This is a genomic window from Citrobacter amalonaticus (assembly GCF_001559075.2).
Taxonomy (GTDB): domain Bacteria; phylum Pseudomonadota; class Gammaproteobacteria; order Enterobacterales; family Enterobacteriaceae; genus Citrobacter_A; species Citrobacter_A amalonaticus_F.
On record NZ_CP014015.2, the window covers coordinates 3,603,310 to 3,627,100 of the forward strand.

Below are 23,791 nucleotides of genomic sequence, written 5' to 3' on the forward strand. Positions count from 1 at the left end.
AATCAGGCAGGGTTCAGGAGAAAAAAGATGACAAAATTGCTCGCCCGACATTGGCTGCTGGCATTAGGCGCGACGACCGCGCTGGCGGCGTCCCCGGCGTTTGCCGCGAAAGATGTAGTGGTTGCGGTGGGGTCCAACTTCACCACGCTCGATCCGTATGATGCGAATGACACCTTATCGCAGCAGGTGGCAAAGTCGTTTTATCAGGGGCTGTTTGGCCTTGATAAAGAGATGAAGCTGAAGAACGTGCTGGCAGAGAGCTACACCGTCTCTGACGACGGCCTGGTATATACCCTTAAACTGCGTCAGGGTGTGAAATTCCAGGACGGTACCGACTTTAACGCCGAAGCGGTGAAAATAAACCTCGATCGTGCCAGCGATCCCGCCAATAGCCTCAAGCGTTATAACCTGTATAAAAACATCGCCAAAACAGAGGCCGTCGATCCCGCGACGGTAAAAATCACCCTGAAGCAGCCGTTCTCCGCGTTTATTAATATCCTGGCGCACCCGGCAACGGCGATGATCTCACCGGCCGCGCTGGCGAAATACGGCAAAGAGATTGGCTTCCATCCGGTCGGTACCGGTCCATACGCGCTGGACACCTGGAATCAAACCGATTTTGTGAAGGTGAAGAAATTTGCCGGCTACTGGCAGCCGGGATTACCGAAGCTGGACAGCATCACCTGGCGTCCGGTCACCGATAACAATACCCGTGCGGCGATGCTGCAAACCGGGGAAGCACAGTTTGCCTTCCCGATCCCCTACGAGCAGGCGGCGCTGTTAGAGAAAAACAAAAATCTGCAACTGGTCGCCAGTCCGTCGATCATGCAGCGTTACATCAGCATGAACGTGACGCAAAAGCCGTTCGACAACCCGAAAGTCCGCGAGGCGTTAAACTACGCCATCAACCGTCAGGCGCTGGTGAAAGTGGCGTTTGCCGGCTACGCGACTCCGGCTACCGGCGTGGTGCCGCCGTCGATTGCTTATGCGCAAAGCTACACGGCATGGCCTTACGATCCGGCAAAAGCACGTGAACTGCTGAAAGAAGCGGGTTATCCGAACGGTTTTAGCACCACGCTGTGGTCATCGCACAATCACAGTACCGCCCAGAAAGTGTTGCAGTTTACCCAACAGCAGCTGGCGCAGGTGGGGGTGAAAGTGCAGGTGACGGCGATGGATGCCGGTCAGCGCGCGTCGGAAGTGGAGGGCAAAGGGCAGAAAGAGAGCGGTGTCAGGATGTTCTACACCGGCTGGTCGGCGTCGACCGGTGAAGCCGACTGGGCACTGTCGCCGCTGTTTGCCTCGCAAAACTGGCCGCCAACGCTGTTTAACACGGCGTTCTACAGCAATCCGCAGGTGGATACCGACCTGGCCGACGCGCTGAAAACGACCGATCCGCAAGAGAAAGCGCGGCTGTACAAAGAGGCGCAGGATGTCGTCTGGAAAGAGTCGCCATGGATCCCGCTGGTGGTGGAAAAACTGGTCTCGGCGCACAGTAACAAACTGACTGGTTTCTGGATCATGCCAGATACGGGGTTCAGCTTTGATGATGCAGATTTGAAATAAGCCACAGCGGAAATCGGATGCTTAACTATATCCTCAAACGCCTGCTGGGGTTGATTCCGACCCTGTTCATTGTTGCGGTGTTGGTGTTTTTATTTGTTCACCTGTTGCCCGGTGACCCGGCGCGGCTGATTGCCGGGCCGGAAGCCGACTCGCAGGTGATTGAACTGGTTCGTCAACAGCTCGGTCTCGACAGGCCGCTGCACGTCCAGTTCTGGCATTACATGACTAACGTGTTGCAGGGTGATTTTGGCCTCTCGATGGTTTCCCGTCGGCCGGTCTCGGAAGAGATCGCCAGCCGGTTTATGCCGACGCTGTGGCTGACGTTGACCAGTATGATCTGGGCCGTTCTGTTCGGTATGGCGGCGGGGATTGTCGCGGCGGTATGGCGTAATCGCTGGCCGGATCGCCTCAGCATGACGCTGGCTGTTACCGGGATCTCCTTTCCGGCGTTCGCGCTGGGGATGCTGTTAATGCAGGTGTTCTCTGTGGAGTTAGGCTGGTTGCCGACCGTCGGGGCCGATAGCTGGCAGCACTACATTCTGCCGTCTGTCACCCTTGGCGCGGCGGTGGCCTCGGTGATGGCGCGCTTTACCCGCGCCTCGTTTGTCGATGTGCTCAGTGAAGATTATATGCGCACCGCCAGGGCGAAAGGGGTCAGTGAAACGTGGGTGGTGCTCAAGCACGGACTGCGCAATGCGATGATCCCTGTCGTCACCATGATGGGGTTACAGTTCGGCTTTTTGCTCGGTGGGTCTATCGTGGTCGAAAAGGTCTTCAACTGGCCCGGTCTTGGTCGTCTGCTGGTGGACTCCGTGGAGATGCGTGATTATCCGGTGATCCAGGCGGAAGTCCTGCTGTTCTCACTGGAATTTATTCTTATCAACTTAGTGGTGGATGTGCTGTATGCCGCCATTAACCCGGCTATCAGGTACAAGTAAGGATGCGATTACTTAACTGGCGCCGTCAGGCGATTTTAAATGCCATGCCGAGAGTGAAACCCGAACGGGTGCGCACGCCGTGGCACGAGTTCTGGCGACGTTTTCGTCGTCAGCATGTGGCGTTGATTGCTGGCCTGTTTGTACTGCTGCTGATCCTGGTGGCGATCTTCGCTCGCTGGCTGACGCCATTCGATGCGGAAAACTATTTCGATTATGACAGGTTGAATGATGGGCCGTCGATGATGCACTGGTTCGGCGTGGATTCGCTGGGCAGAGACATCTTCAGCCGTGTGCTGGTTGGCGCGCAAATCTCGCTGGCGGCAGGGGTATTTGCGGTATTGATTGGCGCGGCGATTGGCACCGTACTGGGGCTGCTGGCGGGCTACTATGAAGGCTGGTGGGATCGGTTAATCATGCGCATCTGCGACGTGCTGTTTGCGTTTCCGGGGATCCTGCTGGCGATTGCCGTGGTGGCGGTGTTGGGCAGCGGCATTGCGAACGTCATTATCGCCGTGGCGATCTTCTCCATCCCGGCGTTCGCCCGCCTGGTGCGTGGTAATACGCTGGTGCTGAAACAGCAGACGTTTATCGAGTCGGCGCGCAGCATTGGCGCCAGCGATGCGACCATTATTTTCAGCCATATCTTGCCAGGGACCGTCTCGTCGATTGTGGTCTTTTTTACCATGCGTATTGGCACGTCGATTATCTCTGCGGCAAGTCTGTCTTTTCTGGGACTGGGCGCACAGCCGCCGACGCCGGAGTGGGGCGCGATGCTGAATGAAGCGCGGGCGGATATGGTGATTGCGCCGCATGTGGCGCTGTTCCCGGCGGTGGCAATTTTCCTGACGGTACTGGCGTTTAATCTGTTAGGCGATGGCCTGCGCGACGCGCTGGACCCGAAGATAAAAGGGTGAGCCGTAAGCCTGATAAGACGCGTTAGCGTCGCCATCAGGCATTGCCGGATAGGGCAAATGCCTTATCCGGCCTACGTCATTGAGCGTTAAACCCGCGTGCCCCACAGATCGTACTCGTCGGCGTTTTCCACCTTCACGCGGATCACGTCGCCCGGCTTCACGTTAGTTTCGCCGTTCAGATAGACTGCGCCATCGATTTCCGGGGCGTCGGCCATGCTACGACCAATCGCGCCTTCTTCGTCGACTTCATCGACGATCACCAGAATTTCGCGACCGACTTTCTCCTGCAGACGTTCTGCGGAGATCTGTTGTTGCAGTTGCATAAAGCGGTTCCAGCGCTCTTCTTTCACGTCTTCCGGTACCTGATCCGGCAGCTCATTGGCGCCAGCGCCGTCTACCGGGCTGTATTTGAAGCAGCCTACGCGGTCGAGTCGCGCTTCTGTCAGGAAGTCGAGCAGCATCTGGAAATCGTCTTCCGTTTCACCCGGGAAACCAACAATAAACGTTGAGCGCAGGGTCAGCTCCGGACAGATTTCGCGCCATTGCTTGATGCGCGCCAACTGGCGGTCAACCGAGCCAGGGCGCTTCATCAGCTTCAGAATGCGTGGGCTGGCGTGCTGAAGCGGGATATCCAGGTACGGCAGGATTTTACCTTCCGCCATCAGCGGGATGACGTCGTCAACATGCGGATACGGGTAAACGTAGTGCAGACGCGTCCAGATCCCCAGCTTAGACAACTGTTCACACAGGCTGACCATGCTGGTTTTCACCGGTTCACCGTTATAGAACCCGGTACGATGCTTCACATCCACGCCGTAGGCGGAGGTGTCCTGAGAAATCACGAGGATCTCTTTCACTCCGGCATCGACCAGACGCTTTGCTTCGCTCAGCACATCGCCAACTGGACGGCTAACCAGATCGCCGCGCATGGACGGGATGATGCAGAAGGTGCAGCGATGGTTGCAGCCTTCAGAAATTTTCAGGTAGGCGTAATGACGCGGGGTCAGCTTCACGCCCTGTTCCGGCACCAGGCTCAGGAACGGATTGTGCTTCGGTTTCGGCACGTAGTGGTGAACATGTTCCAGAACCTGTTCATAGCTATGTGGCCCGGTGATTTCCAGCACTTTCGGATGGACTTCACGGATCTGATCTTCTTTCGCGCCCAGACAGCCGGTGACGATCACCTTGCCGTTTTCGTTCAGCGCTTCGCCAATGGCTTCCAGTGATTCCTGTACTGCGCTGTCGATAAAACCGCAGGTATTGACGATCACCATATCGGCGTCGTCGTAACTCGGGACGACATCGTAGCCTTCGGTACGCAGTTCAGTCAGGATTCGTTCCGAATCGACGAGGTTTTTCGGACAGCCGAGGGAAACGAAGCCGATTTTCGGCTGGTGGGTTACTTTGCTCATAGCTTAAAAATTGTTCAGTTATTGGAATGTTCAGGGCAGGGATTCTACAGAGTTCCGCACAAAAATTGTATTGCTATCTCACCCGATAAGCGCGGGAAAGTCCGCATCGGCTTATAGCGACTTTGTAAATTATGTTAATGCTGGGTGAATTATTGATCTCAGGCATCACATTGTACAAAAAATAGCCATACTATTATGTTGCACCATGGCTGGAAGAGGAGGAACGAAGTATGTTCGTTGACAGACTGAGAACCGATCTGCTGAATAAGCTCATCAACGCCAGGATCGACCTCGCTGCGTATCTGCAGCTAAGGATGGCGAAAGGATACATGTCAGTCAGCGAGAATGATCATCTACGTGAGAACTTTTTCGAACTGAACCGCGAGCTGCACGATAAATCGTTGCGCTTGAATCTGCATCTCGATCAGGAAGAATGGGATGCCTTGCACCATGCCGAAGGTGCACTCGCCGCTGCGGCGGTGTGCCTGATGAGCGGACACCACGACTGTCCGAACTTTATTGCCGTCAATGCAGAAAAACTCAATACCTGCCTGACAACCTTAACCCTGAGCATTCAGAGTCTGCAGGCTCATTCAACGCTTGAAGATGCCTGATTTAAGGGGGGAGGCGACTCCCCCTTTCATCGTTAAGTTTTTGTAAAAATGCCTCCCTGACGTTTCTCGCTGACTACGCTTTAACCAGAGTCAACAAGGAGGCGTTATGCGTCGTTCGCTTATCCCATTAATGACATTGCTCATTTTCCCCTGGTTTAGTCAGGCAGAAACGCCTGCGGTCAATGTTGAGGTACTGCAAACCAAACTCGATCATCCGTGGGCGCTGGCGTTTCTGCCGGGCGACAACGGCATGCTGATCACCCTGAGGGGCGGTCAGCTGCGTCACTGGCAGGCCGATAAAGGGCTTTCTGATCCGATCCCTGGCGTACCAACGGTGTGGGCGAGCGGGCAGGGCGGTCTGCTGGACGTGGCGCTGGCACCGGACTTTAGCCAGTCGCGGCGCGTCTGGCTCAGTTTTGCGCAGGCCGATGCGCAGGGCAACGCGGGAACCGCGGTGGGTTATGGTCGACTCAGCGACGATCTTTCGCGGCTGGAAAACTTCCAGACGGTCTTCCGGCAGATGCCAAAACTCTCAACCGGCAATCATTTTGGCGGACGACTGGTGTTTGACGGCAATGGGTATTTGTTCATTGGGCTGGGGGAAAACAACCAACGGCCAACTGCACAGGATCTCGACAAACTGCAGGGTAAAGTGGTGCGTCTGACCGATCAGGGAAAAATCCCTCCGGACAATCCGTTTGTTAATCAGCCTGGCGCGCGCCCGGAAATCTGGTCTTATGGGATCCGCAATCCGCAGGGGATGGCGATGAATCCATGGAGCGATACGCTGTGGCTCAATGAGCACGGGCCACGCGGTGGAGATGAGATCAATATCCCCGAAAAAGGGAAAAATTATGGCTGGCCGCTGGCGACCTGGGGCATCAACTACAGCGGATTTAAGATCCCGGAAGCGCAGGGTGAAAAGGTGGTGGGCACCGAACAGCCCATTTTCTACTGGCAGAAATCGCCTGCCGTCAGCGGGATGGCATTTTATGACCACGATACTTTCCCTCAGTGGCGGCAGAAACTGTTTATTGGCGCACTGAAAGACCAGAATGTGATTGTGATGAACGTGAATGGCAATACGGTAACTGAAGAGGGGCGCATTCTGGGTGAGCGAAAACAGCGGATCCGCGACGTACGCGTCGGGCCCGACGGTTATCTGTATGTCTTAACCGACGAGTCCGACGGCGAGCTGCTTAAAGTCAGCCCCCGTTCTGCCGGGAATCCGTAAGTCGTTTCACCAGTTGCATTTCCTCCTCGCACCAGGGGGATCCGTCAGGCTTCAGTACGTCATGAAACCACAGCGACTGTGGGGTCGGGTGAGATTTATTAACGCCGGGCCACGGGATCCAGGTCTGCGTTTTCCCCTGCACCAGCCCCCAGTGATAGCAACCGGTGTTAAAAGTGCTAAAAAGCGGAAGCTGCTCGCTGAACACGCAGTGGGTATGGCGAGAAAGCCATTCGCTACACAAGACCGGGCGGCCATAAAGAGAAAGGGCATGCAGGATGTCTGACTGCCTGGCCGCAGGAACATAGGCGTGATAGCTGATGATATCCGAGAGTTCCAGCGCTGCGACGTCAATGGGATGCTTAAACGTGCCCCGGCGCTCGTTATCCACATGCCAGGCGCCGATGGTTAACGGCTGCAGTGGATCAACGCTGCGCGCCCAGCGAAAAACGGCATGTACCAGCCGCAGAGCATACTCTTCCAGCGCCACATCCGCTTCGGCGTACTCTTGCGGGGAGAGGAAAACTCCCCGGTTGCCCGGTTCATTGTACAAATCCCAGATTGCAATGCGCGTGTCCCTGGCGAAGTGAGTGAGGATATCGCGAACGTATGCTTCGACCTGCGGCCACTGGTCGGGATCCATCACAATGGCTCTGCCTGGACTGGCAGCGGCCTGGCTGTTATGTACCCCGGGCGTGGGGGCTTTCTGCGGACCGAACCACGGTTCATCACCGGAAAAGCCGCAATCATCCATCAGCGTCAGCATCACCTGAATCCGGTGACGTGCGGCGATCTCCAAAAACGCGTCAATCCGCGCCAGTAATCCCTCCCGGTCGTGTTGCCAGACGATAAACGGCAGGTTGGTCCGCAGAGCGTTATAGCCGTAGCTTTCCGCCCAGGCGAGCTCCTGTTCGATGACCGGTAAGTCGAAGGTGTCGGCTTGCCACATCTCGTTCCAGTTGACAGCGGTTCGTGGCAGATAATTGAACCCACACGCCCATCCATGATGTTCATACCAGGACTGCGCCCGGGTGGTGCTCCATTGTTGCGGCATCGTTGGTCTCCATGCAGATCGTTTGCTTGCTAATGTTTATTAGCTTCGGCCTCGCGGCAACGGCCATCGCGACTTTCTGCAAAGCGCATCACGAATTCAGTTTCGTATTTTGAGAGAGCATGCGGGAGATATAATGCTTTGAAATAAAAAGACAAATTGTATGGATGTGAGTGATGGGTTATTAGTGAATAACAGACGCACGGCGACAGGCCGCGCGTCTGAACGGCTTAGCTGACCGGGATCATGACTGTTTTACGAAACGCCGGACGCTCGCTGAGTTGCTGGTACCAGCGCTCAAGATGCGGACGCGGTGTCCACGTCAGTCCCACGTTGAACAGGTTGTAGACAAACGGCGCGATGGCGATATCACCGGTGCCAAATTCGTTGCCCGAGAACCAGGGTTGGTCGGCCAGCGCCGCATCGAGGATCGCAAACAGCTCGTCGCAGCGTTTCGCCCCCGCATCAATGGCGGCGTTATCGCGCTGTTCCGGCGGTGTTCTCACTAAGCCAAAAAGCACCACACGGTGTGCCGGGCTCAAGGTCTGATTCGCCCAGTCCATCCATTTTTCGCCTTCTGCCCGACGCGCCGGGGCCTCAACCCACAGACGTTTTTGTCCGTACTGCGCGGCCAGGTAACGCACGATGGCGTTGGATTCCCACAGCAGCAGGTCGCTTTCATCATCACGCAGCAAAGGCACCAGACCGTTCGGGTTCATCGCCAGATAATCGGCATCATGGTTCAGGCCAAACTGTCCTCCCGCCAGGATATGATTAAACGGTAATTCCAGTTCTTCGAGCGTCCACAACACTTTTTTGACGTTGGTTGAGTTATTCCGGCCCCACAGCGTAATCATAATTACCCCTCAAAAAATGGACAGCCTCAGGGCTGCGTTCACTCCACATGGTGAGATAAACCCAACATTTACGCAACAGCCAACAAAAAATTCCTCTCCGTGGCGGCATAGCGGGGGGTTATTGCATAAACTTTAAAAACTTTACCAACTTACGGTTCCCTTACGCTTCTTAGTGCGTTATTACTCACCGCACTTATTATACGGTGGTATGACGTATATTTTTTGAATGGATACTCGGGTGGCATTTATGACGCAATACGTTTCTTCCCTTCGTAATTTTGCAGCGGGTTCAGCACTTCTCTTTCTCTTTGCGCCGACGGTGATGGCGGCGGAACAGACCATTGACGCGCCGAGCGTCGATGCGCGCGCGTGGATTTTAATGGATTACGCCAGCGGTAAGGTGCTGGCAGAAGGCAATGCCGATGAGAAACTGGATCCTGCCAGTCTGACGAAAATCATGACCAGCTATGTGGTGGGGCAGGCACTCAAGGCGGGAAAAATTAAACTGACCGACATGGTGACGATAGGCAAAGACGCCTGGGCAACCGGTAACCCGGCGCTGCGCGGCTCCTCGGTCATGTTCCTGAAGCCCGGCGATCAGGTGGCGGTTTCCGATCTCAATAAAGGGGTGATTATTCAGTCCGGCAACGACGCCTGTATCGCGCTTGCAGACTACGTCGCTGGGAGTCAGGAGTCATTTATCGGTCTGATGAATGGCTATGCGAAAAAGCTTGGTTTGACGAACACCACTTTCCAGACGGTTCACGGTCTGGATGCGCCGGGCCAGTTCAGCACCGCGCGCGACATGGCGCTGCTGGGTAAAGCACTGATCCACGATGTGCCGGAAGAGTATGCGATCCATAAAGAGAAAGAGTTCACTTTTAACAAGATTCGCCAGCCCAACCGTAACCGTCTGCTCTGGAGCTCCAGCCTGAACGTTGACGGCATGAAAACAGGCACCACGGCGGGAGCCGGATACAATCTGGTCGCGTCGGCCACCCAGGGCGATATGCGTCTGATTTCGGTGGTATTAGGCACCAAAACTGACCGTATCCGCTTTAATGAATCAGAAAAACTGTTGACCTGGGGTTTCCGCTTCTTTGAGACCGTAACGCCAATCAAACCGGATGCCACCTTCGTGACCCAGCGCGTCTGGTTTGGTGATAAGAGTGAGGTGAATCTGGGGGCAGGCGAAGCCGGTTCCGTGACCATTCCACGTGGTCAACTGAAAAACCTGAAAGCCAGCTTTACGCTGACTGAACCGCAGCTCACCGCGCCGCTGAAAAAAGGCCAGGTGGTCGGGACGATTGACTTCCAGTTGAACGGCAAGTCGATTGAACAGCGTCCGCTGATCGTGATGGAAGCGGTAGAAGAGGGCGGATTCTTTGGCCGGATGTGGGATTTCGTGCTGATGAAATTCCATCAGTGGTTCGGTAGCTGGTTCTCTTAAGCCCTGATAATTGCCGGACAGCGCTGATGCCTGTCCGGCAAATTGCCATTAGTACATTAGCTTAATTCGCTGCGCTTTGGCGAAGCTGACAAACTCATCGTCAGGGCAGCAGTCGCTGACCACGACGTCAAAGTGTTTTAAATCCCCCATCCGCGCCGGACGGACCTTGCCAAATTTGCTGTGATCGACCACCAGCACGTGATGTTGCGCCATCGACATTGCCCAGTGTTTTACCGGCAATTCTTCCAGATTAAAGCAGGTCGCCCCTTTGCTGATATGAACGCCGGCAGCGGAGTAAAAGGCGATATCCGGACAGATATTGTTCAGGGTTTCCTGAGCATCAAGCGGTTTGAAAATCGCATTGCTGGCGTGAAATTCGCCGCCGGAGAGGATCGCCCGACACAGCGGTTTTTCCTGCAACGCCAGAAACGTATTCAGGGAATAGCAGACGGCGGTAAACGGAATATCATTATCGATCGCTTCGATGATCCACGGCGTCGTCGTGCCACAGTCAAAAAACAGCGTCTGATGCGGCTGTACCAGGCTTGCCGCCAGTTGCGCCGCGCGACGTTTTTCTTCCACCAGGCGGGATTTTTGATCGCTGAGCAGATAGTGGCTGGCGCTGCGGGGTTCCAGCACAATATAGCCGCCTAACAGCACCACCGGCGCGCTGTTGTTATTCAGGTCGCGGCGAATGGTCATTTCAGAGACGCCCAGCAGGGTCGCGGCTTCCTTAAGATGGAGTTTATCGCTGCGTTTCAGTGCCTGCAGCAATTGACCAATACGCTCTTCGCGACGTGTTTCCATAATTCCCCTGGATGAATAATTAAGCGCTCTGTCTCTTTCAGAGCGCTTAATATTACTCTTTTTTCCTTCGTCTAGTCACGTACCCAGCCTTTACGAATCGGCAGGGCGAAGCAGATGCGATAACAATGTTGCAGGCCACGATAGAGGGCCGGACCGAATTTTTGCCAGATCATCTGCGCGCTCAGGCAGCCGATCATCCCTGCCAGCAGTCCGCCGAGCATGTCGAGCGGCCAGTGCACGCCAAGATAGACGCGGGACCAGGCGATGGTTACGGCCAACACCATCAACAGAACGCCGGACCAGAGACGATGCCAGAACAAAAACGCCAGTGCGAAGGTAAATATCACCGTGCCGTGATCGCTGGGGAACGAGTCATCTGCCGCATGCTGGAGATAATTGTAGCCAATGTGATCGGCAAACGGACGATCGTGTGGGAACAGGTGTCCCATGAGCCAGGACATCAGCAGGCTAACGACCAGCGCTATCGCCATTTTGACGATCAACTGCCGCTGCGCGCAAACCTGTTCACGCGGTCCCCACAGCCAGAGAACAACGGCTAACAGCGGGACAATATTGATCAGATCTCTGGCGATAAAAATGGCGAGGGAAATCATCCACGATGCCGAGTCCGGCGTGGCATTGATGAAGTAGAACAGCGAATAGTTAATATTTTCCAGCATAGCAGTCAGACTCAGTTCGTTTAATGAAAATCCAGGCAGGCCGAGAATAAAAGTGTCCGTCCACGGGGTAAAGAGGGATTGTCTTATTTACCTGTAAAATGAAGGTGTTTCAGACATCGCTCGTGATTTTTCATTCAGCATAACCGCGTCAACTTAGATTAACCTTAAACCCAGAGGCGGATTTTCATGAGCCGGTAAAAATGTGCGCATTTTGCTTTTGCCACGCATAATTCACTATCTCAGGCGAGGCGCTTTCATTACACTTTGCGCGATTTTTTATTGTCGAAGAGATTGCATGCAAAACCGTTTACAACAAGGTGCCCGTCTTGGACGTCAGGCGCTGCTTTTCCCTCTCTGTCTGGTGCTCTACGAATTCTCTACCTACATTGGTAACGATATGATCCAACCCGGCATGCTGGCGGTGGTGGAACAATATCAGGCGGGGATCGACTGGGTACCGACTTCCATGACCGCCTATCTGGCCGGCGGTATGTTTTTGCAATGGCTGTTAGGGCCGCTGTCGGATCGCATTGGCCGTCGTCCGGTGATGCTAGCGGGCGTGGTGTGGTTTATTGTCACCTGCCTGGCGACGCTGCTGGCGCAAAGCATTGAACAATTTACACTGCTGCGTTTTTTACAGGGCATCAGCCTGTGCTTTATTGGCGCGGTGGGTTATGCGGCGATCCAGGAGTCCTTTGAAGAGGCGGTGTGTATTAAAATCACCGCCCTGATGGCGAACGTCGCGTTGATAGCGCCACTGCTGGGACCGCTGGTGGGCGCGGCCTGGGTGCATGTCCTGCCGTGGGAAGGCATGTTTGTGCTGTTCGCTGCACTGGCGGCGATCGCGTTCTTTGGTCTGCAGCGGGCGATGCCGGAGACCGCCACGCGGATCGGCGAGCCGCTATCCCTGAAGGCGCTGGGTAGTGATTACAGATTGGTGCTGAAAAATGGGCGTTTTGTCGCTGGCGCGCTGGCGCTGGGATTCGTCAGCCTGCCGCTGCTGGCCTGGATTGCCCAGTCACCGATAATCATTATTAGCGGCGAGCAGCTCAGTAGCTACGAGTATGGCCTGCTGCAGGTGCCGATTTTTGGCGCGCTGATTGCCGGGAACCTGGTACTGGCGCGCCTGACGGCACGACGTACGGTGCGTTCGCTGATCATCATGGGCGGCTGGCCGATAGTGCTGGGGCTGATGATCGCCGCAGTGGCAACGGTAGTCGCATCCCATGCGTATCTGTGGATGACGGCGGGGCTGAGCGTATACGCGTTCGGCATCGGCGTGGCCAACGCTGGGCTGGTGCGCCTCACGCTGTTCGCCAGCGACATGAGTAAAGGCACGGTCTCTGCGGCGATGGGAATGCTGCAAATGCTGATCTTTACCGTCGGGATTGAACTGAGCAAGTACGCCTATTTAGGCGGAGGGAACGGCCTGTTCAGCCTGTTTAACCTGGCAAACGGCATTCTGTGGCTGCTGCTGATGTTTATCTTCCTGAAAGATAAACAGGTCGGGAATACGCGGGAAGGGTAATCGCGACATTGTTGGCCCGCTAAGCGCACCGCCGTCAGGTAATAAAGCCGGATGGCGGTGTAAACACCTTATCCGGCCTACTGAATGACGCCAGTCGTCGTCAATTAAACGGCGCTTCGTTCTTCAGGACGCAATCAATGATGTCGAGGACGCCTTCTTTGTTGTTTGAGCCTGCACGATATTTCGCGGCCTTCGCAATCGCATCCGCCGCATTTTCCATTGCAAAACTAAAGCCCGCCTGGCGCAGCATTTCAATATCATTGCCGCCGTCGCCAAACACCACCACGTCGTTATCATCAATTCCCCAGCGCTGCTGGAGCAGACGCAGACCGTTCGCTTTATGTACACCGGGGATAATGAGATCGATGCTGCCATAGCCGGTGTGAACAGGCACCATGATATCACCAATGGCGTCGTGCAGCGCTTGCTGAACTTCCGGGATCCGGTCGTCAGAGATGTTCAGGCCAAATTTGAAAAACACGTCATTGATATTGTCGAAATCATCCACGAATTCGAGGCGGTGATAGTACATGCCAGCGGTGGCTTTCATTTCGTCGTTGTACTCTTTCAGGGTATACGCGCTGTTCTTACCACAGGCGATGATTTCCACATCGGCGCGGGTCAACAGGTGATCGACGATGGCGGTAAAATCGGATTTCGCCAGATCGCCATTGAAGATATCCTGGCCTTCGCTCACCACCCAACCGCCGTTTTCGGCGACAAAGGAGATCTCATGGGCAATCTCAGGAAAGAAAGAGATGAGCTGGTAATACTGGTTGCCGCTGGCGACCGCAAAACGAATGCCCTGGGTTTTCATCTGCTGATACTGCGCCAGAAAACGTTCGCGATTATAGGTCTTTTGATCGCTCAGAAAGGTGCCATCCATATCGACTGCAATTAACTTAATACCCATTTATCCCTTCTCCATCGCAGTTTGCGTAGTTGAATTTGGTTTGGCGACGGCTCTGGCGACAACGGCGGCCAGCAGCACCAGCGCCAGCACCACCAGCATGGCGCTACGTAAACCATAGTGTTCGCCGAGGTAGCCCAGCAGCGGAGGGCCAACAAGAAACGCCAGATAGCCGGTGGTTGCCACGACGCTGACGCGCGTCGGCGCATCCGGTCCCGTGTCGCTGGCCGCAGAAATGGTTAACGGGAAACCGAGCGATGCGCCCAGGCCCCACAGTATCACGGAGACGCCAGCCACCCAGGCGCTGTCGACGAAAATAATCAGACCAATACCGAGCGCGCCCATCAGGGCGCTGGCGCGAACTACCGCCACACGACTGTAGCGATCAATAAACCAGCCGCCGGTAAAGCGCCCGACGGTCATCCCGAGCGTGAACCCTGCGTAAATCAGCGATCCGGAAGTCGGGCTAAACCCGTGACCATCGACCATCAACAGCGGTAGCCAGTCGTTGGCGGACCCTTCAGCAAAGGCCATCGCCAGCACCACAACGCCAATCAGCAGCAACTGAATATCGCGCCAAAAGGGGACGCCTTTTTCCTGGTGATGAGAACCATCGCTGGCGTTTTTGCCCGTCCCGTCGGGAATCGCTTTGATGGCAATAAAAATCGGCGCAATCGCCACCAGCGAAGCCAGCACAATATGCGTGGTTGCCGCGACGCCAAAGGCCGTCAGCGCCATCCCGACGCCTGCGCCCGCCAGCGTGCCGAAGCTGTAAAAACCATGCATCATCGGCAGCACGGTTTTGTTCATCTCACGTTCGACGGCCGCCCCTTCAATATTGATCGCCACTTCTGCGGAACCAAAACTGGCGCCGAATACGCCTAAACCCAGCGCAAACAGCACCGGGGAGGTGAGCCAAAGCGCCAGACTCAGTACCAGCATCCCTACAATCGCGCAGGACATGGTGGTGCGAATCACCTTTCGTGTGCCAAATCGTTTCACCAGCCAGGCCGAACAAAGGATGCCGCTCATCGAACCAATCGAGAGACCAAACAGCACGGCCCCCATTTCCGCCGTCGAAACCGAAAGCGTGTCACGAATGGCAGGCGTACGCGTGGCCCAGGAGGCCATCAGTAGGCCGGGCAAAAAGAAGAACATAAAAAGCGCCCAGGTTCGGCGTTGCAGGGCTTTGCGGGAGGAAGTCAATGTCATCAGGGAAGCACCAGAAGTACAACAATAGCGACAACACTAGCAAGTTTGTGTACATTTGTACATAAATCGGAAGGGGAATTTATGAGCAGACGACCAAACGATCCGCAGCGCCGGGAACGGATACTTCAGGCAACCCTGGAGACAATTGCTGAGCATGGGATCAGTGCTGTAACGCATCGTAAAATCGCCAGCTGTGCAGGGGTTCCACTGGGATCGATGACGTATTACTTCGAGGGTATGGACTCGTTGATTGAAGAGGCGTTCACGCGTTTTACGCGCGATATGGCGCAGCAATATCGTGACTTTTTTGCCGGGGTGACCGGGCCGGAAATGGCCTGCGAATCGATCACCACCCTCATTTACAGTTCAGAAGTGACGACGCCGCGTAATATGGAGCTGATGTATCAGCTGTACGCGATGATGAATCGTAAACCGGCGCTACGAAGTGTGATGCAGGACTGGATGCAAACCAGTCAGACAACCCTTGAGCAGTGGTTTGATCCTATTACCGCCCGGGCGCTGGACGCTTTTATTGAAGGGATGACGCTGCATTTTGTGACTGACCGGACGCCGCTGGATAAAACAGAAATTCGTGAGATGGTAGGGCGGATCGCCAGACGAAACGCCGTGCGGTAACAGAATGCTCTCCGCCAGGCAGCGAAGAGCATTGTTCAGGACGATTACCAGTTATAGCGTATATTCAGACTCCCGTTCAGATCGCTGTATCCGTTATCCCCCGTCTGTCCAGCGGCCTGAAGGCGCACGCTCCACTGACTGGCGATATTTGCCTGAACACCCAGCTTCAGCTCGCCGCGATTGGCCGGTAGATCCTGTTTCACTTGTGCATCGTCAAACGAAACTACGTTATCGTCAGTAGAATGCAGCCAGTTAATCTCGGCAAAAGGCTGGATGAGGTTGGCGCCTGAATGCAATTTCCCCTCGACACGCAGACCGGTTCTGCTGTTCCAGCTGTCGCTGTGCTGACCATCGATGTACGTTCCACTCTGATCGGTCACGCTGTCGGCATCATAGTTTTGCCAGACCACCTGAGCCTGCGGTATCAGGCTGACGGTATTGCCGCTGTCGAGTGCAATATCATAGCGATAGCCTGTTTCCAGCGAGACGGCACTGGCCGTGGAGTCATAATCTTCCCGGCCGATACTGCCATCATCGACACTGTTGTTGAAAATACCGTACTGGTACCAACTGTCGATATAGACACCGCTGTGGGTTTTCGCGTCGGCAAACCAACTGGCGTACAGACCAAGGTTGTAGCCCTGAACATTACCGGATGCGGTGAACTGACTACCGTCTGCGCCACGGTTGCCGGTGCTGTCGGTATCGGCGTTGATATAGCTACCCATTACACCGACGTTCAGATTCTGTAGGCCATTGCTCCATGTGGCGATATCTCCTCCCAACTGGAACTGAGAGTAATGATGGTCGTTATCGATATTACCATCAGCCGCTGTTGACTCGGCCTTACCCGCTTTGAAACGCGCCCAGACGCTACCGTCTGTGGAGTGATACTGACTGCTTTCGCGATCGTAGAGGGTCTGCATCTGCAGATGGCGTGCCATCCACTGGTTGCCAAGATAAGCGCCAATGTCCGGGCGGTACTGTGGGGTGACGGGTGTGTCGCCGCCGTTATCATCACCGCCGCCGTTGTCATCTCCACCATCGTCGTCGCCACCGCCATTGTCGTCATCGCCGCCGCCATTGTCTTCCGCTGCTGAGCGCAGATACCAGTCGCCGCTATCCTCATACAGCCGATATTCATATAATCCGGCCTGTACCTGGTTGCCCTGGGTAAAGGTACCGTCCGAGGTTCCGCTGACTTCCACGACTTCAATACCTTTGTCTGTCTGCGCACCGTCGCCGCCCGCATTGTTGATATACAGCGTGGTGTCGCCAGCGGTGTTGCCGTTGACGATCAGTTTGTCGCTGGCTGAGCTATCGTCCCCCAGTTGGGTATTGAGCGTTAAGGAGCCACCATTGCTGGTGTAATTGCCGTTAATGATCAGTGTGCTGTCGGGTGAGTTATTGCTGGTGTAGCCATGGCTGGTGACCGGCGCATCACCGGTACCACTGAGAAGTTCACCGTCGTTGGTCACATCGCCGTTGACGGTCACCGTATCGTCAAAGCGCAGCGTTCCCTGGTTACTAATATTGCCATTGACCACCGACCGATCGCTGCCGCCAAAGGTCGCACCTTGTGCGATATCAACATTCTGATCGCTGTCGGTTACGCCGACAGAAGCGTCCTCTGCCAGCCAGAGCGTACCTTCCTCAACGAGCGTGTCGCCACTGTAGGTTTCACTGGCACTGAGGATTAATGCGCCGTCCCCCATTTTATCGAGTGATTTTCCATCCCAGCCAGTGGCGCTGTCTGGCGCAACGTCTGTCAGTGGTGTTGCAAGCGTAAAACTCTCGTTTGCATCGTTAATCGTAAAGTTACCGTGTGCCGGGGTGAGGGCGTTATAGCTGTCAGCGTACCAGTTCAACCCATAGGTCAGTTCATACTGCGTATTGTCGGTCCGGCTGATGCGCCCTTCAACGGTGATGAAATCCACCTGATCGGCTGGCATTCCGGCGACGGTGAGTTGATCAAAACTACCGCTGATGGCCTGTTCGGCATCAATAATGGTGACTTCACCGCTATAATCAGGTTCTCCTGTGATGCCGGAAATATTGAGCGTTCCATCGAGACTGGCTTCTTGCGCGATAATTACCGGCGCGCTGGCTGAGAGATCCAGACTGATATCCAGCGTACTTTCTTCATCCTGGATCAACCTATCGACCTGCAGCGAGCTTCCTTCGGCAATTTGTGTGACGCCACCGGCGTGGGTGATCAGATTCTGAGTCAGCGCAAACTGACCTTCCGCATCCAGCAGAAGCCAGCCGCTGTTATCAATATCCCCACTCCCCAGGGCGTCAGTGTCTGTCGCGACCAGCGTCCCGCTGTCGATGTGCGTACCACCGCTGTAGGTGTTGTTACCAGAAAGGATAAGCGTACCATCCCCTTTTTTACTCAGCGTTCTGCCATCCCAGCCGGTTGCGCTTTGTGCATCTACGTCTGCGAGCGTTTGGGTAACCTCGAAGCTTTGGCCTGCGTCCAATGTGAAAGTGCCATGTGCGGGTGTAGACGACAGCGTATTACCCGCATACCAGCTTAAGCCAACGCCAACGTCATATTTTGTGTTGTCATCGGGATCGATCCAGCCACCTAACGCCAGGTAATCCACACTATTTTGACCCATTGAAAGCGTATCGAAGTTTCCTTTGATGGCGCTACTGGCATCAATCAGGGTGAATGACTGAAGTTGTGTATCTGAGGTGATGTCGCTGGTGTCGGGGGCAGAAATCTGCAAATTTCCCGCCAGGGTGATGTCATTACCGGTGATGAGTGCTGAGTCAGGGATGGTGCTCAGGTTGATATCCAGCTCGCTACTTTTTTCCAGCGTCATTTTATCAGCGTCCAGCGTGCTCAGAACGCCATTGTCGCTGTCCTCAGAGAAGATGATTTTTCCCCCGTTATCAAGCGTACTCAATGAGGAAGGGCCTGTCATTTGCCACTCTGATTGTGCCGCCATCGAGATAACCAACGAGGAATTATCTGGACCCAGGTCCTGGTTTATCGATGTCGCGCCTTCAAAATAAGAGCCAGCATCCATCGTGAGATCAATATATCCCCAGCCGCTGTTTACAATATCGCCGACGATATCCATTTTCCCCGTGCCGGTGATGGTGCCCCCCTGGTAAACCAGATTAGGCGTGCTGCTGTTGGTGACTTTCGGGTTCCAGATGGCGACACCGTTATCAGTGAGGATCGTTGTGTCGCCGCTCAAATTTACGATACCGCCTTGCTGGACAACCACGCCATAGCCGTTTTCTTCTAGCGCAGTCATGTCGATGGTCAGGTTCTCACCATTGATGATCCCGGCATCGGTGAAGCTATAGTCACCTATGGCCCACAGGCCATAGGTTCTCTTGTCGCCGCTCATGATGATGTCGGTATTAGAGATATTCAATGTTTGTCCGGAAAATTGGGCCGAGGCGCCATAGCCATTGACGGCATAAATGGTATTGCGGTTATCTGCGGTACCGTTGAAATTAAAGACGCCTGTTTCACTCCCCCCCAAACCGTCATAACCGATACAGATACCGTTGGTCTTGCCGCTGGCACCGACCTCCCGGCCGTCCACAATGCTGCCAGCCCCGATGGAAACGACAAGCGAGTCGTCGCCGCTCTGTGCTGTGATACCGGTAGACTGCGCGGTTTTTACCGTGAGTTCATCGGCGGTGAAACTTCCACCAAGGATCCAGATGGTCGTGGATGAGCCGTCGGCACTGACGCTGCTGCCTGAACCCAGATCCATCGTGCCACTTTCCTGTTGGATCCCATAAACATTGGCACCGGTGACATCTATTGTCAGGTCGTCGGCTTTGAAGATGGCGTCCGGGTAAGAAGACTGAATGATGCCGAAGCCGCTGGTGTATCCCGTTTCACTAATAGTTGAACCCGTGCCGAGGTCAACGTAGCCGCCAGAGATATCGACGCCGTGAAAATAAGAATTCCCTGAGTAGGTGGTTGTGGACGTGATGGCAAGGTCGGTTGCCGTAAATGACGAGCCTGTCGACGCACTTATGCCATAGCTATAACTGATATTTCCTGAAAGATTTATGCTGCTGCCTGCGCCAATATCCGCAGTGCTGTCACCGACGACCTGAATGCCACTGAAACTATAACCTGAACCGGTAATATCGATTTTGAGGTTATTGGCATTCAGAGCGCTGCCTGGTTTGAGGGTTAATCCGGTAGCCGATGAATTACTGTTAAGCGCAATATGTGTATTATCCCCAAGATTCGCCTCAGACTCATCGAGGTAAATACCGTAAGCCTGGCCTTTATCAACAGTGACATTAACCGTCGCATTATCAGCACTAAAATTACCATCATTGTTATTTAAGTAAATACCATAGGCATTACTTGTCGCGGATTTTACGGTTATGACACTATTTTTCCCTAAATTAATCAAGCCTTGAGTATTGTACGCATAAATACCATAGGCGCTTTTCTGTGCACTGACATTAATCTGAAGATTATCAGCGTCAATAGCCGTTAACGGATTATTTTTATCAATATCGATACCAAAGGTACCGCTATTGGTTATCGTCCCTGTGTCGACGACATTGATGACCGTGCCGGAACCCAGATTGTTCGTTTCGTTATTGTCCAACTTCATACCTATGGAACCGGAATCACCGCTCACGTTCACCGTGGCATGACCGTCGATTTGCACACCGCTGCCACCGGTTTCGGTACTGTCTATGCCAATGCCTCCCTCGGTTGATGTGACCACATCGCCATCCTGTAAAGCAATACTGGCGCCGCTTTGCGGCCCTAATTCCGCAGCCATAGAGGCCGTGGCGGCGAGCATCAATGCCATGCCTAATCCTGATGCACGAACCTGACTTTTGATTCTGCTGTTGCCGTGGGAGAGTTCAGACGCGACAACGAACATATTTTTCGCGTGGCTCCAGATAATGTTATAGCTACGATTCATTTTTTACGTCCTGTAAATCTAATTCAGGATAATGATGTATTATCCTTGAGTGATGAAAACGAATGATTTATCCAGTCCCTCACGCAAAGATTCGTTCAATTTATTGACGATGAGGTGTAATAGAATAAGAAGATTATTAGATGTTGTTTAACCATTAATTTTATTAAAGTAATCTATTGCAAAAATGCGCAGAAAAACACCCGAGATCATTGATTTTAATCAAACTGAGGTCAAAGTTATATGGTTGTAAGGTGAGGTGGTTTGAAGATATATTTTTTGTCTATTTTTTAGTGGTTGAGTATATATATATCGTATACGCCATGCTGGTTATTATTGCTGACTTTACTGTTAGACGTTTGATTAATAAATAAGGAGGGTAGTTTTACCCGAACTCATTGCTGAAAGCGTCGATGGAGGAGTGGTGCCTGAGTGGCAGATCGGTGTATGCCCTGCCTGACTCATTTCGCAGAAATGAGGGACGTGGTGGCATGTTGGTCGAAAGCGGTACTGCCATGCCAGGGGCTGAACTTCAGGCAACAAAAAACCCATCAACCTTGAACCAAAACGGCGGGGTTGATGGGCTCCACAAATTGGGGACATCAAAGAAAAGCAGTGGCAATAGTTATGACTGACGCCTTGAGGAAAAGTTCTACGTATTTGCAAAAAATTTTCACTTAAGGGACAACTTCAGTTTTATCCTAAGCCTGGCCAGATGATGATGATGAGTGTCCCCGCCAGCGTCAGCAGCACGTTGGCTATCGCGTAGGTGCCCGCGTAACCCAGCGCCGGGATATTGCTACGCGCGGTATCGCTGATAATTTCCATTGCCGGTGCGCAGGTACGTGCCCCCATCATGGCGCCAAAAAGGAGCGCCCGGTTCATGCGCAGGACATAGGCGCCGAACAGGAAGCAAATGATCACCGGCACCAGGCTGACGATCAGCCCAGCAATCAGCATTTGACCGCCAATCGTCCCTAACCCCTGACCGATGCCGCTGCCCGCACTTAAGCCAACGCCCGCCATAAAGACCATCAGGCCGAACTCTTTCACCATGTTCAGCGCGCCCTGCGGGATGTAGCCAAACGTGGGATGGTTAGCACGCAGGAAGCCCAGCATGATCCCGGCGAACAGCAATCCAGCGGCGTTACCGATGCCGAAACTGAAGTTACTGAACTGGAAGGTGATCATGCCGATCATCAGACCAATAATGAAGAATGCACAGAAGGCCAGCAGATCGGTTACCTGGCTGTGAATCGAGATAAAGCCAATGCGATCGGCGATCGTTTTCACCCGACGCGCATCGCCGCTGACCTGCAATACGTCGCCTTTATTGAGCACTACGTTGTCATCAATCGGCATTTCAATCTGCGAACGAATCACGCGGTTCAGGAAGCAGCCGTGATCGGTTAGCTTCAGTTGAGCAAGACGGCGTCCTACTGCATTGTGGTTTTTCACCACGATCTCTTCCGTGACGATCCGCATGTCGAGCAGGTCGCGGTCGAAAACCTCTTTGCCGTTACGAAAGCTGGGGTCGAGTCGGGCATGCGCATCCGGATAGCCGACCAGTGCGATTTCGTCACCCATCTGCAGTACGGCGTCGCCGTCCGGGTTTGCCAGAATACCGTTACGACGGATACGTTCAATGTAGCAGCCGGTCGCACGGTAAATGCCGAGCTCACGCAGGTTCTTTCCGTCCGTCCAGGCGACCAGCTCCGGGCCGACGCGATAAGCACGAATAACCGGCAGGTACACCTTCCGGTTCGTATCGGTATCCAGACCGCGTTCACGGGCGATTTGCTGGGCGCTGGTTTGCAGATCCTGATGCTGTAATTTTGGCAGATAGCGTGCGCCGACGATCAGGCTGACCAGACCGATCAGGTAGGTCAGCGCGTAGCCCAGGCTCAGGTTATCCAGTGCCCGGGAAAGCTGTGCGCTCTCCATTCCGAAATGGCGCAGCGTATCGCCAGCACCAACCAGAACCGGGGTAGACGTCATTGAGCCAGCCAGCATACCGGCCGTCAGGCCGATGTCCCAGCCAAATAGCTTACCCAGCCCCAGGGCGATCAGCAGCGCGCTGCCGACCATCACCAGAGCCAGCATCAGGTAATTCTTCCCGTCCCGAAAAAAAATGGAAAAAAAGTTAGGACCCGCTTCAACGCCGACACAAAAAATAAACAGCATAAAGCCCAGGTTCAGTGCGTCAGTGTTAATACTGAAATGCTGCTGCCCTAATAAGAGAGAGACGACTAAAACGCCAATGGAATTACCCAGTTGGATGGAGCCCAGACGCAATTTACCGAGACACAGGCCGAGAGCCAGTACTACGAATAATAACAGGATGTAATTCCCATTTAACAAATCGGCGACGTTTATATTCACGGAGACTAACTTCTTGTTTACGAGTAAGCTGTTGAAAGAAATGGTAATTTAGGCTACTGTTTTTGCCATCAAATAAGGGTGATTGTGACATATTCACGGCCCAAATATAAGCGGCACAACAATATAATCTGGCTAGTTTAATCTCATTACGTATCAACGGCTATAAGAATCGTGTTGGCGTATTTTGGCACGGAATGCTGAACGGCTTTATCTGACTGGACGCCTTTGGCGAAAAGTGTGTTCGATAGAGACAGTGTCAGGAGAAATGATTGAAATATAAACATGGTTGGGTAGGAGCGGTCTGCTGCTTTGTGCTCTTTGTGGTTGTCTGTCTTTTTCTGACGATGCACATGAAAGGGGCATTTCGGGCAGCCGGGCATCCTGAAATTGGGCTACTGTTTTTTACGCTGCCAGGCGCGGTCGCCAGTTTTTGCTCTCATCGCCGGGAGGTGATTAAACCGCTCCTTGGTGCGATGCTTGCAGCACCTTGTTGTTTGCTGCTTACGCGTCTTTTCTTTACGCCCACTCGCTCGCTGTGGCAGGAGATGGCGTGGTTATTCAGCGCGGTGTTCTGGTGTGCTTTGGGAGCCTTATGCTTCCTGTTCATCAGCAGTTTGTTCAGGCCGCGACAGCGTAAAAACCAATAACGCCCTCCGGAGAGGGCGTTTTTACATC

18 protein-coding genes are annotated in these 23,791 nt (G+C 54.0%); 9 read left to right on the forward strand and 9 right to left on the reverse strand.

All coding sequences use genetic code 11. The features are described from left to right. Positions 1-27 precede the first annotated feature (27 nt). The 3 genes from gsiB to gsiD are packed head-to-tail and all read left to right on the forward strand — an operon-like array spanning position 28 to position 3,418. Positions 28-1,566, forward strand: a complete 1,539-nt coding sequence (gene gsiB / locus AL479_RS17375; RefSeq protein WP_061076967.1) for a glutathione ABC transporter substrate-binding protein GsiB — start codon at positions 28-30, stop codon at positions 1,564-1,566. A 17-nt stretch (positions 1,567-1,583) separates the two neighbouring features. Further along, complete coding sequence (gene gsiC, locus AL479_RS17380; RefSeq protein WP_044256395.1) at positions 1,584-2,504, forward strand: glutathione ABC transporter permease GsiC; 921 nt, start codon at positions 1,584-1,586, stop codon at positions 2,502-2,504. Positions 2,505-2,506: 2 nt separating this feature from the next. Continuing rightward, positions 2,507-3,418: a glutathione ABC transporter permease GsiD gene (gsiD, locus tag AL479_RS17385; protein WP_061076968.1), complete on the forward strand. Its 912-nt coding sequence runs from the start codon at positions 2,507-2,509 to the stop codon at positions 3,416-3,418. Between the two features lie 86 nt (positions 3,419-3,504). Here the strand turns inward: gsiD and rimO are convergent, their stop codons facing one another. After that, positions 3,505-4,830, reverse strand: a complete 1,326-nt coding sequence (gene rimO / locus AL479_RS17390; protein WP_061076969.1) for a 30S ribosomal protein S12 methylthiotransferase RimO — start codon at positions 4,828-4,830, stop codon at positions 3,505-3,507. A 230-nt stretch (positions 4,831-5,060) separates the two neighbouring features. Between rimO and bssR the strand changes: the two genes are divergently transcribed. Together bssR and AL479_RS17400 are read left to right on the forward strand one after the other, a co-directional pair. Continuing rightward, positions 5,061-5,444, forward strand: coding sequence for a biofilm formation regulator BssR (gene bssR / locus AL479_RS17395; protein ID WP_043001249.1), 384 nt, complete (start codon positions 5,061-5,063; stop codon positions 5,442-5,444). Between the two features lie 106 nt (positions 5,445-5,550). Further along, positions 5,551-6,678 (forward strand): PQQ-dependent sugar dehydrogenase, encoded by a 1,128-nt coding sequence (locus AL479_RS17400; protein ID WP_061076970.1) that lies wholly within the window; start codon positions 5,551-5,553, stop codon positions 6,676-6,678. Here the strand turns inward: AL479_RS17400 and AL479_RS17405 are convergent. Then, positions 6,650-7,729, reverse strand: a complete 1,080-nt coding sequence (locus tag AL479_RS17405; protein WP_061076971.1) for a cellulase family glycosylhydrolase — start codon at positions 7,727-7,729, stop codon at positions 6,650-6,652. The two genes, AL479_RS17400 and AL479_RS17405, sit on opposite strands and share 29 nt — an antisense overlap. A 227-nt stretch (positions 7,730-7,956) precedes the next feature. Then, positions 7,957-8,583 (reverse strand): glutathione S-transferase family protein, encoded by a 627-nt coding sequence (locus AL479_RS17410; RefSeq protein WP_061076972.1) that lies wholly within the window; start codon positions 8,581-8,583, stop codon positions 7,957-7,959. A 247-nt stretch (positions 8,584-8,830) separates the two neighbouring features. Between AL479_RS17410 and dacC the strand changes: the two genes are divergently transcribed. Further along, positions 8,831-10,033, forward strand: a complete 1,203-nt coding sequence (gene dacC / locus AL479_RS17415) for a serine-type D-Ala-D-Ala carboxypeptidase (RefSeq protein ID WP_061078001.1) — start codon at positions 8,831-8,833, stop codon at positions 10,031-10,033. A 48-nt stretch (positions 10,034-10,081) separates the two neighbouring features. Here dacC and deoR read toward each other — a convergent pair whose 3' ends face one another. Together deoR and ybjG are read right to left on the reverse strand one after the other, a co-directional pair. Beyond that, a complete protein-coding gene (gene deoR / locus AL479_RS17420; protein WP_061076973.1) occupies positions 10,082-10,840 on the reverse strand; it encodes a DNA-binding transcriptional repressor DeoR in 759 nt (252 codons plus the stop codon). A 71-nt stretch (positions 10,841-10,911) separates the two neighbouring features. Further along, complete coding sequence (gene ybjG, locus AL479_RS17425; protein WP_061076974.1) at positions 10,912-11,520, reverse strand: undecaprenyl-diphosphate phosphatase; 609 nt, start codon at positions 11,518-11,520, stop codon at positions 10,912-10,914. 295 nt (positions 11,521-11,815) lie between these two features. On the opposite strand from ybjG, the gene AL479_RS17430 reads away from it, so the two are divergent. Beyond that, a complete protein-coding gene (locus AL479_RS17430) occupies positions 11,816-13,048 on the forward strand; it encodes an MFS transporter (protein ID WP_061076975.1) in 1,233 nt (410 codons plus the stop codon). 100 nt (positions 13,049-13,148) lie between these two features. Here the strand turns inward: AL479_RS17430 and AL479_RS17435 are convergent, their stop codons facing one another. Together AL479_RS17435 and AL479_RS17440 are read right to left on the reverse strand one after the other, a co-directional pair. Further along, positions 13,149-13,961, reverse strand: a complete 813-nt coding sequence (locus AL479_RS17435) for a Cof-type HAD-IIB family hydrolase (protein ID WP_061076976.1) — start codon at positions 13,959-13,961, stop codon at positions 13,149-13,151. Then, complete coding sequence (locus AL479_RS17440; protein WP_061076977.1) at positions 13,962-15,170, reverse strand: MFS transporter; 1,209 nt, start codon at positions 15,168-15,170, stop codon at positions 13,962-13,964. 81 nt (positions 15,171-15,251) lie between these two features. Between AL479_RS17440 and AL479_RS17445 the strand changes: the two genes are divergently transcribed. Continuing rightward, the gene (locus tag AL479_RS17445) at positions 15,252-15,806 is read left to right on the forward strand and encodes a TetR/AcrR family transcriptional regulator (protein WP_061076978.1); all 555 of its coding nucleotides are present in this window, start codon (positions 15,252-15,254) and stop codon (positions 15,804-15,806) included. Between the two features lie 44 nt (positions 15,807-15,850). On the opposite strand, the gene AL479_RS17450 is transcribed toward AL479_RS17445, so the two are convergent. Together AL479_RS17450 and AL479_RS17460 are read right to left on the reverse strand one after the other, a co-directional pair. Continuing rightward, positions 15,851-20,737: an autotransporter outer membrane beta-barrel domain-containing protein gene (locus tag AL479_RS17450; RefSeq protein ID WP_061076979.1), complete on the reverse strand. Its 4,887-nt coding sequence runs from the start codon at positions 20,735-20,737 to the stop codon at positions 15,851-15,853. Positions 20,738-21,430: 693 nt separating this feature from the next. Beyond that, positions 21,431-23,116: an aspartate:alanine antiporter gene (locus AL479_RS17460; RefSeq protein WP_061076980.1), complete on the reverse strand. Its 1,686-nt coding sequence runs from the start codon at positions 23,114-23,116 to the stop codon at positions 21,431-21,433. 269 nt (positions 23,117-23,385) lie between these two features. Here AL479_RS17460 and AL479_RS17470 point away from each other — a divergent pair, with 269 nt between their 5' ends. Then, positions 23,386-23,763 carry an inner membrane protein YbjM gene (locus AL479_RS17470; protein ID WP_061076981.1) on the forward strand — a complete coding sequence of 126 codons (378 nt, stop codon included), beginning with the start codon at positions 23,386-23,388 and terminating at the stop codon, positions 23,761-23,763. Positions 23,764-23,791 lie beyond the last annotated feature (28 nt).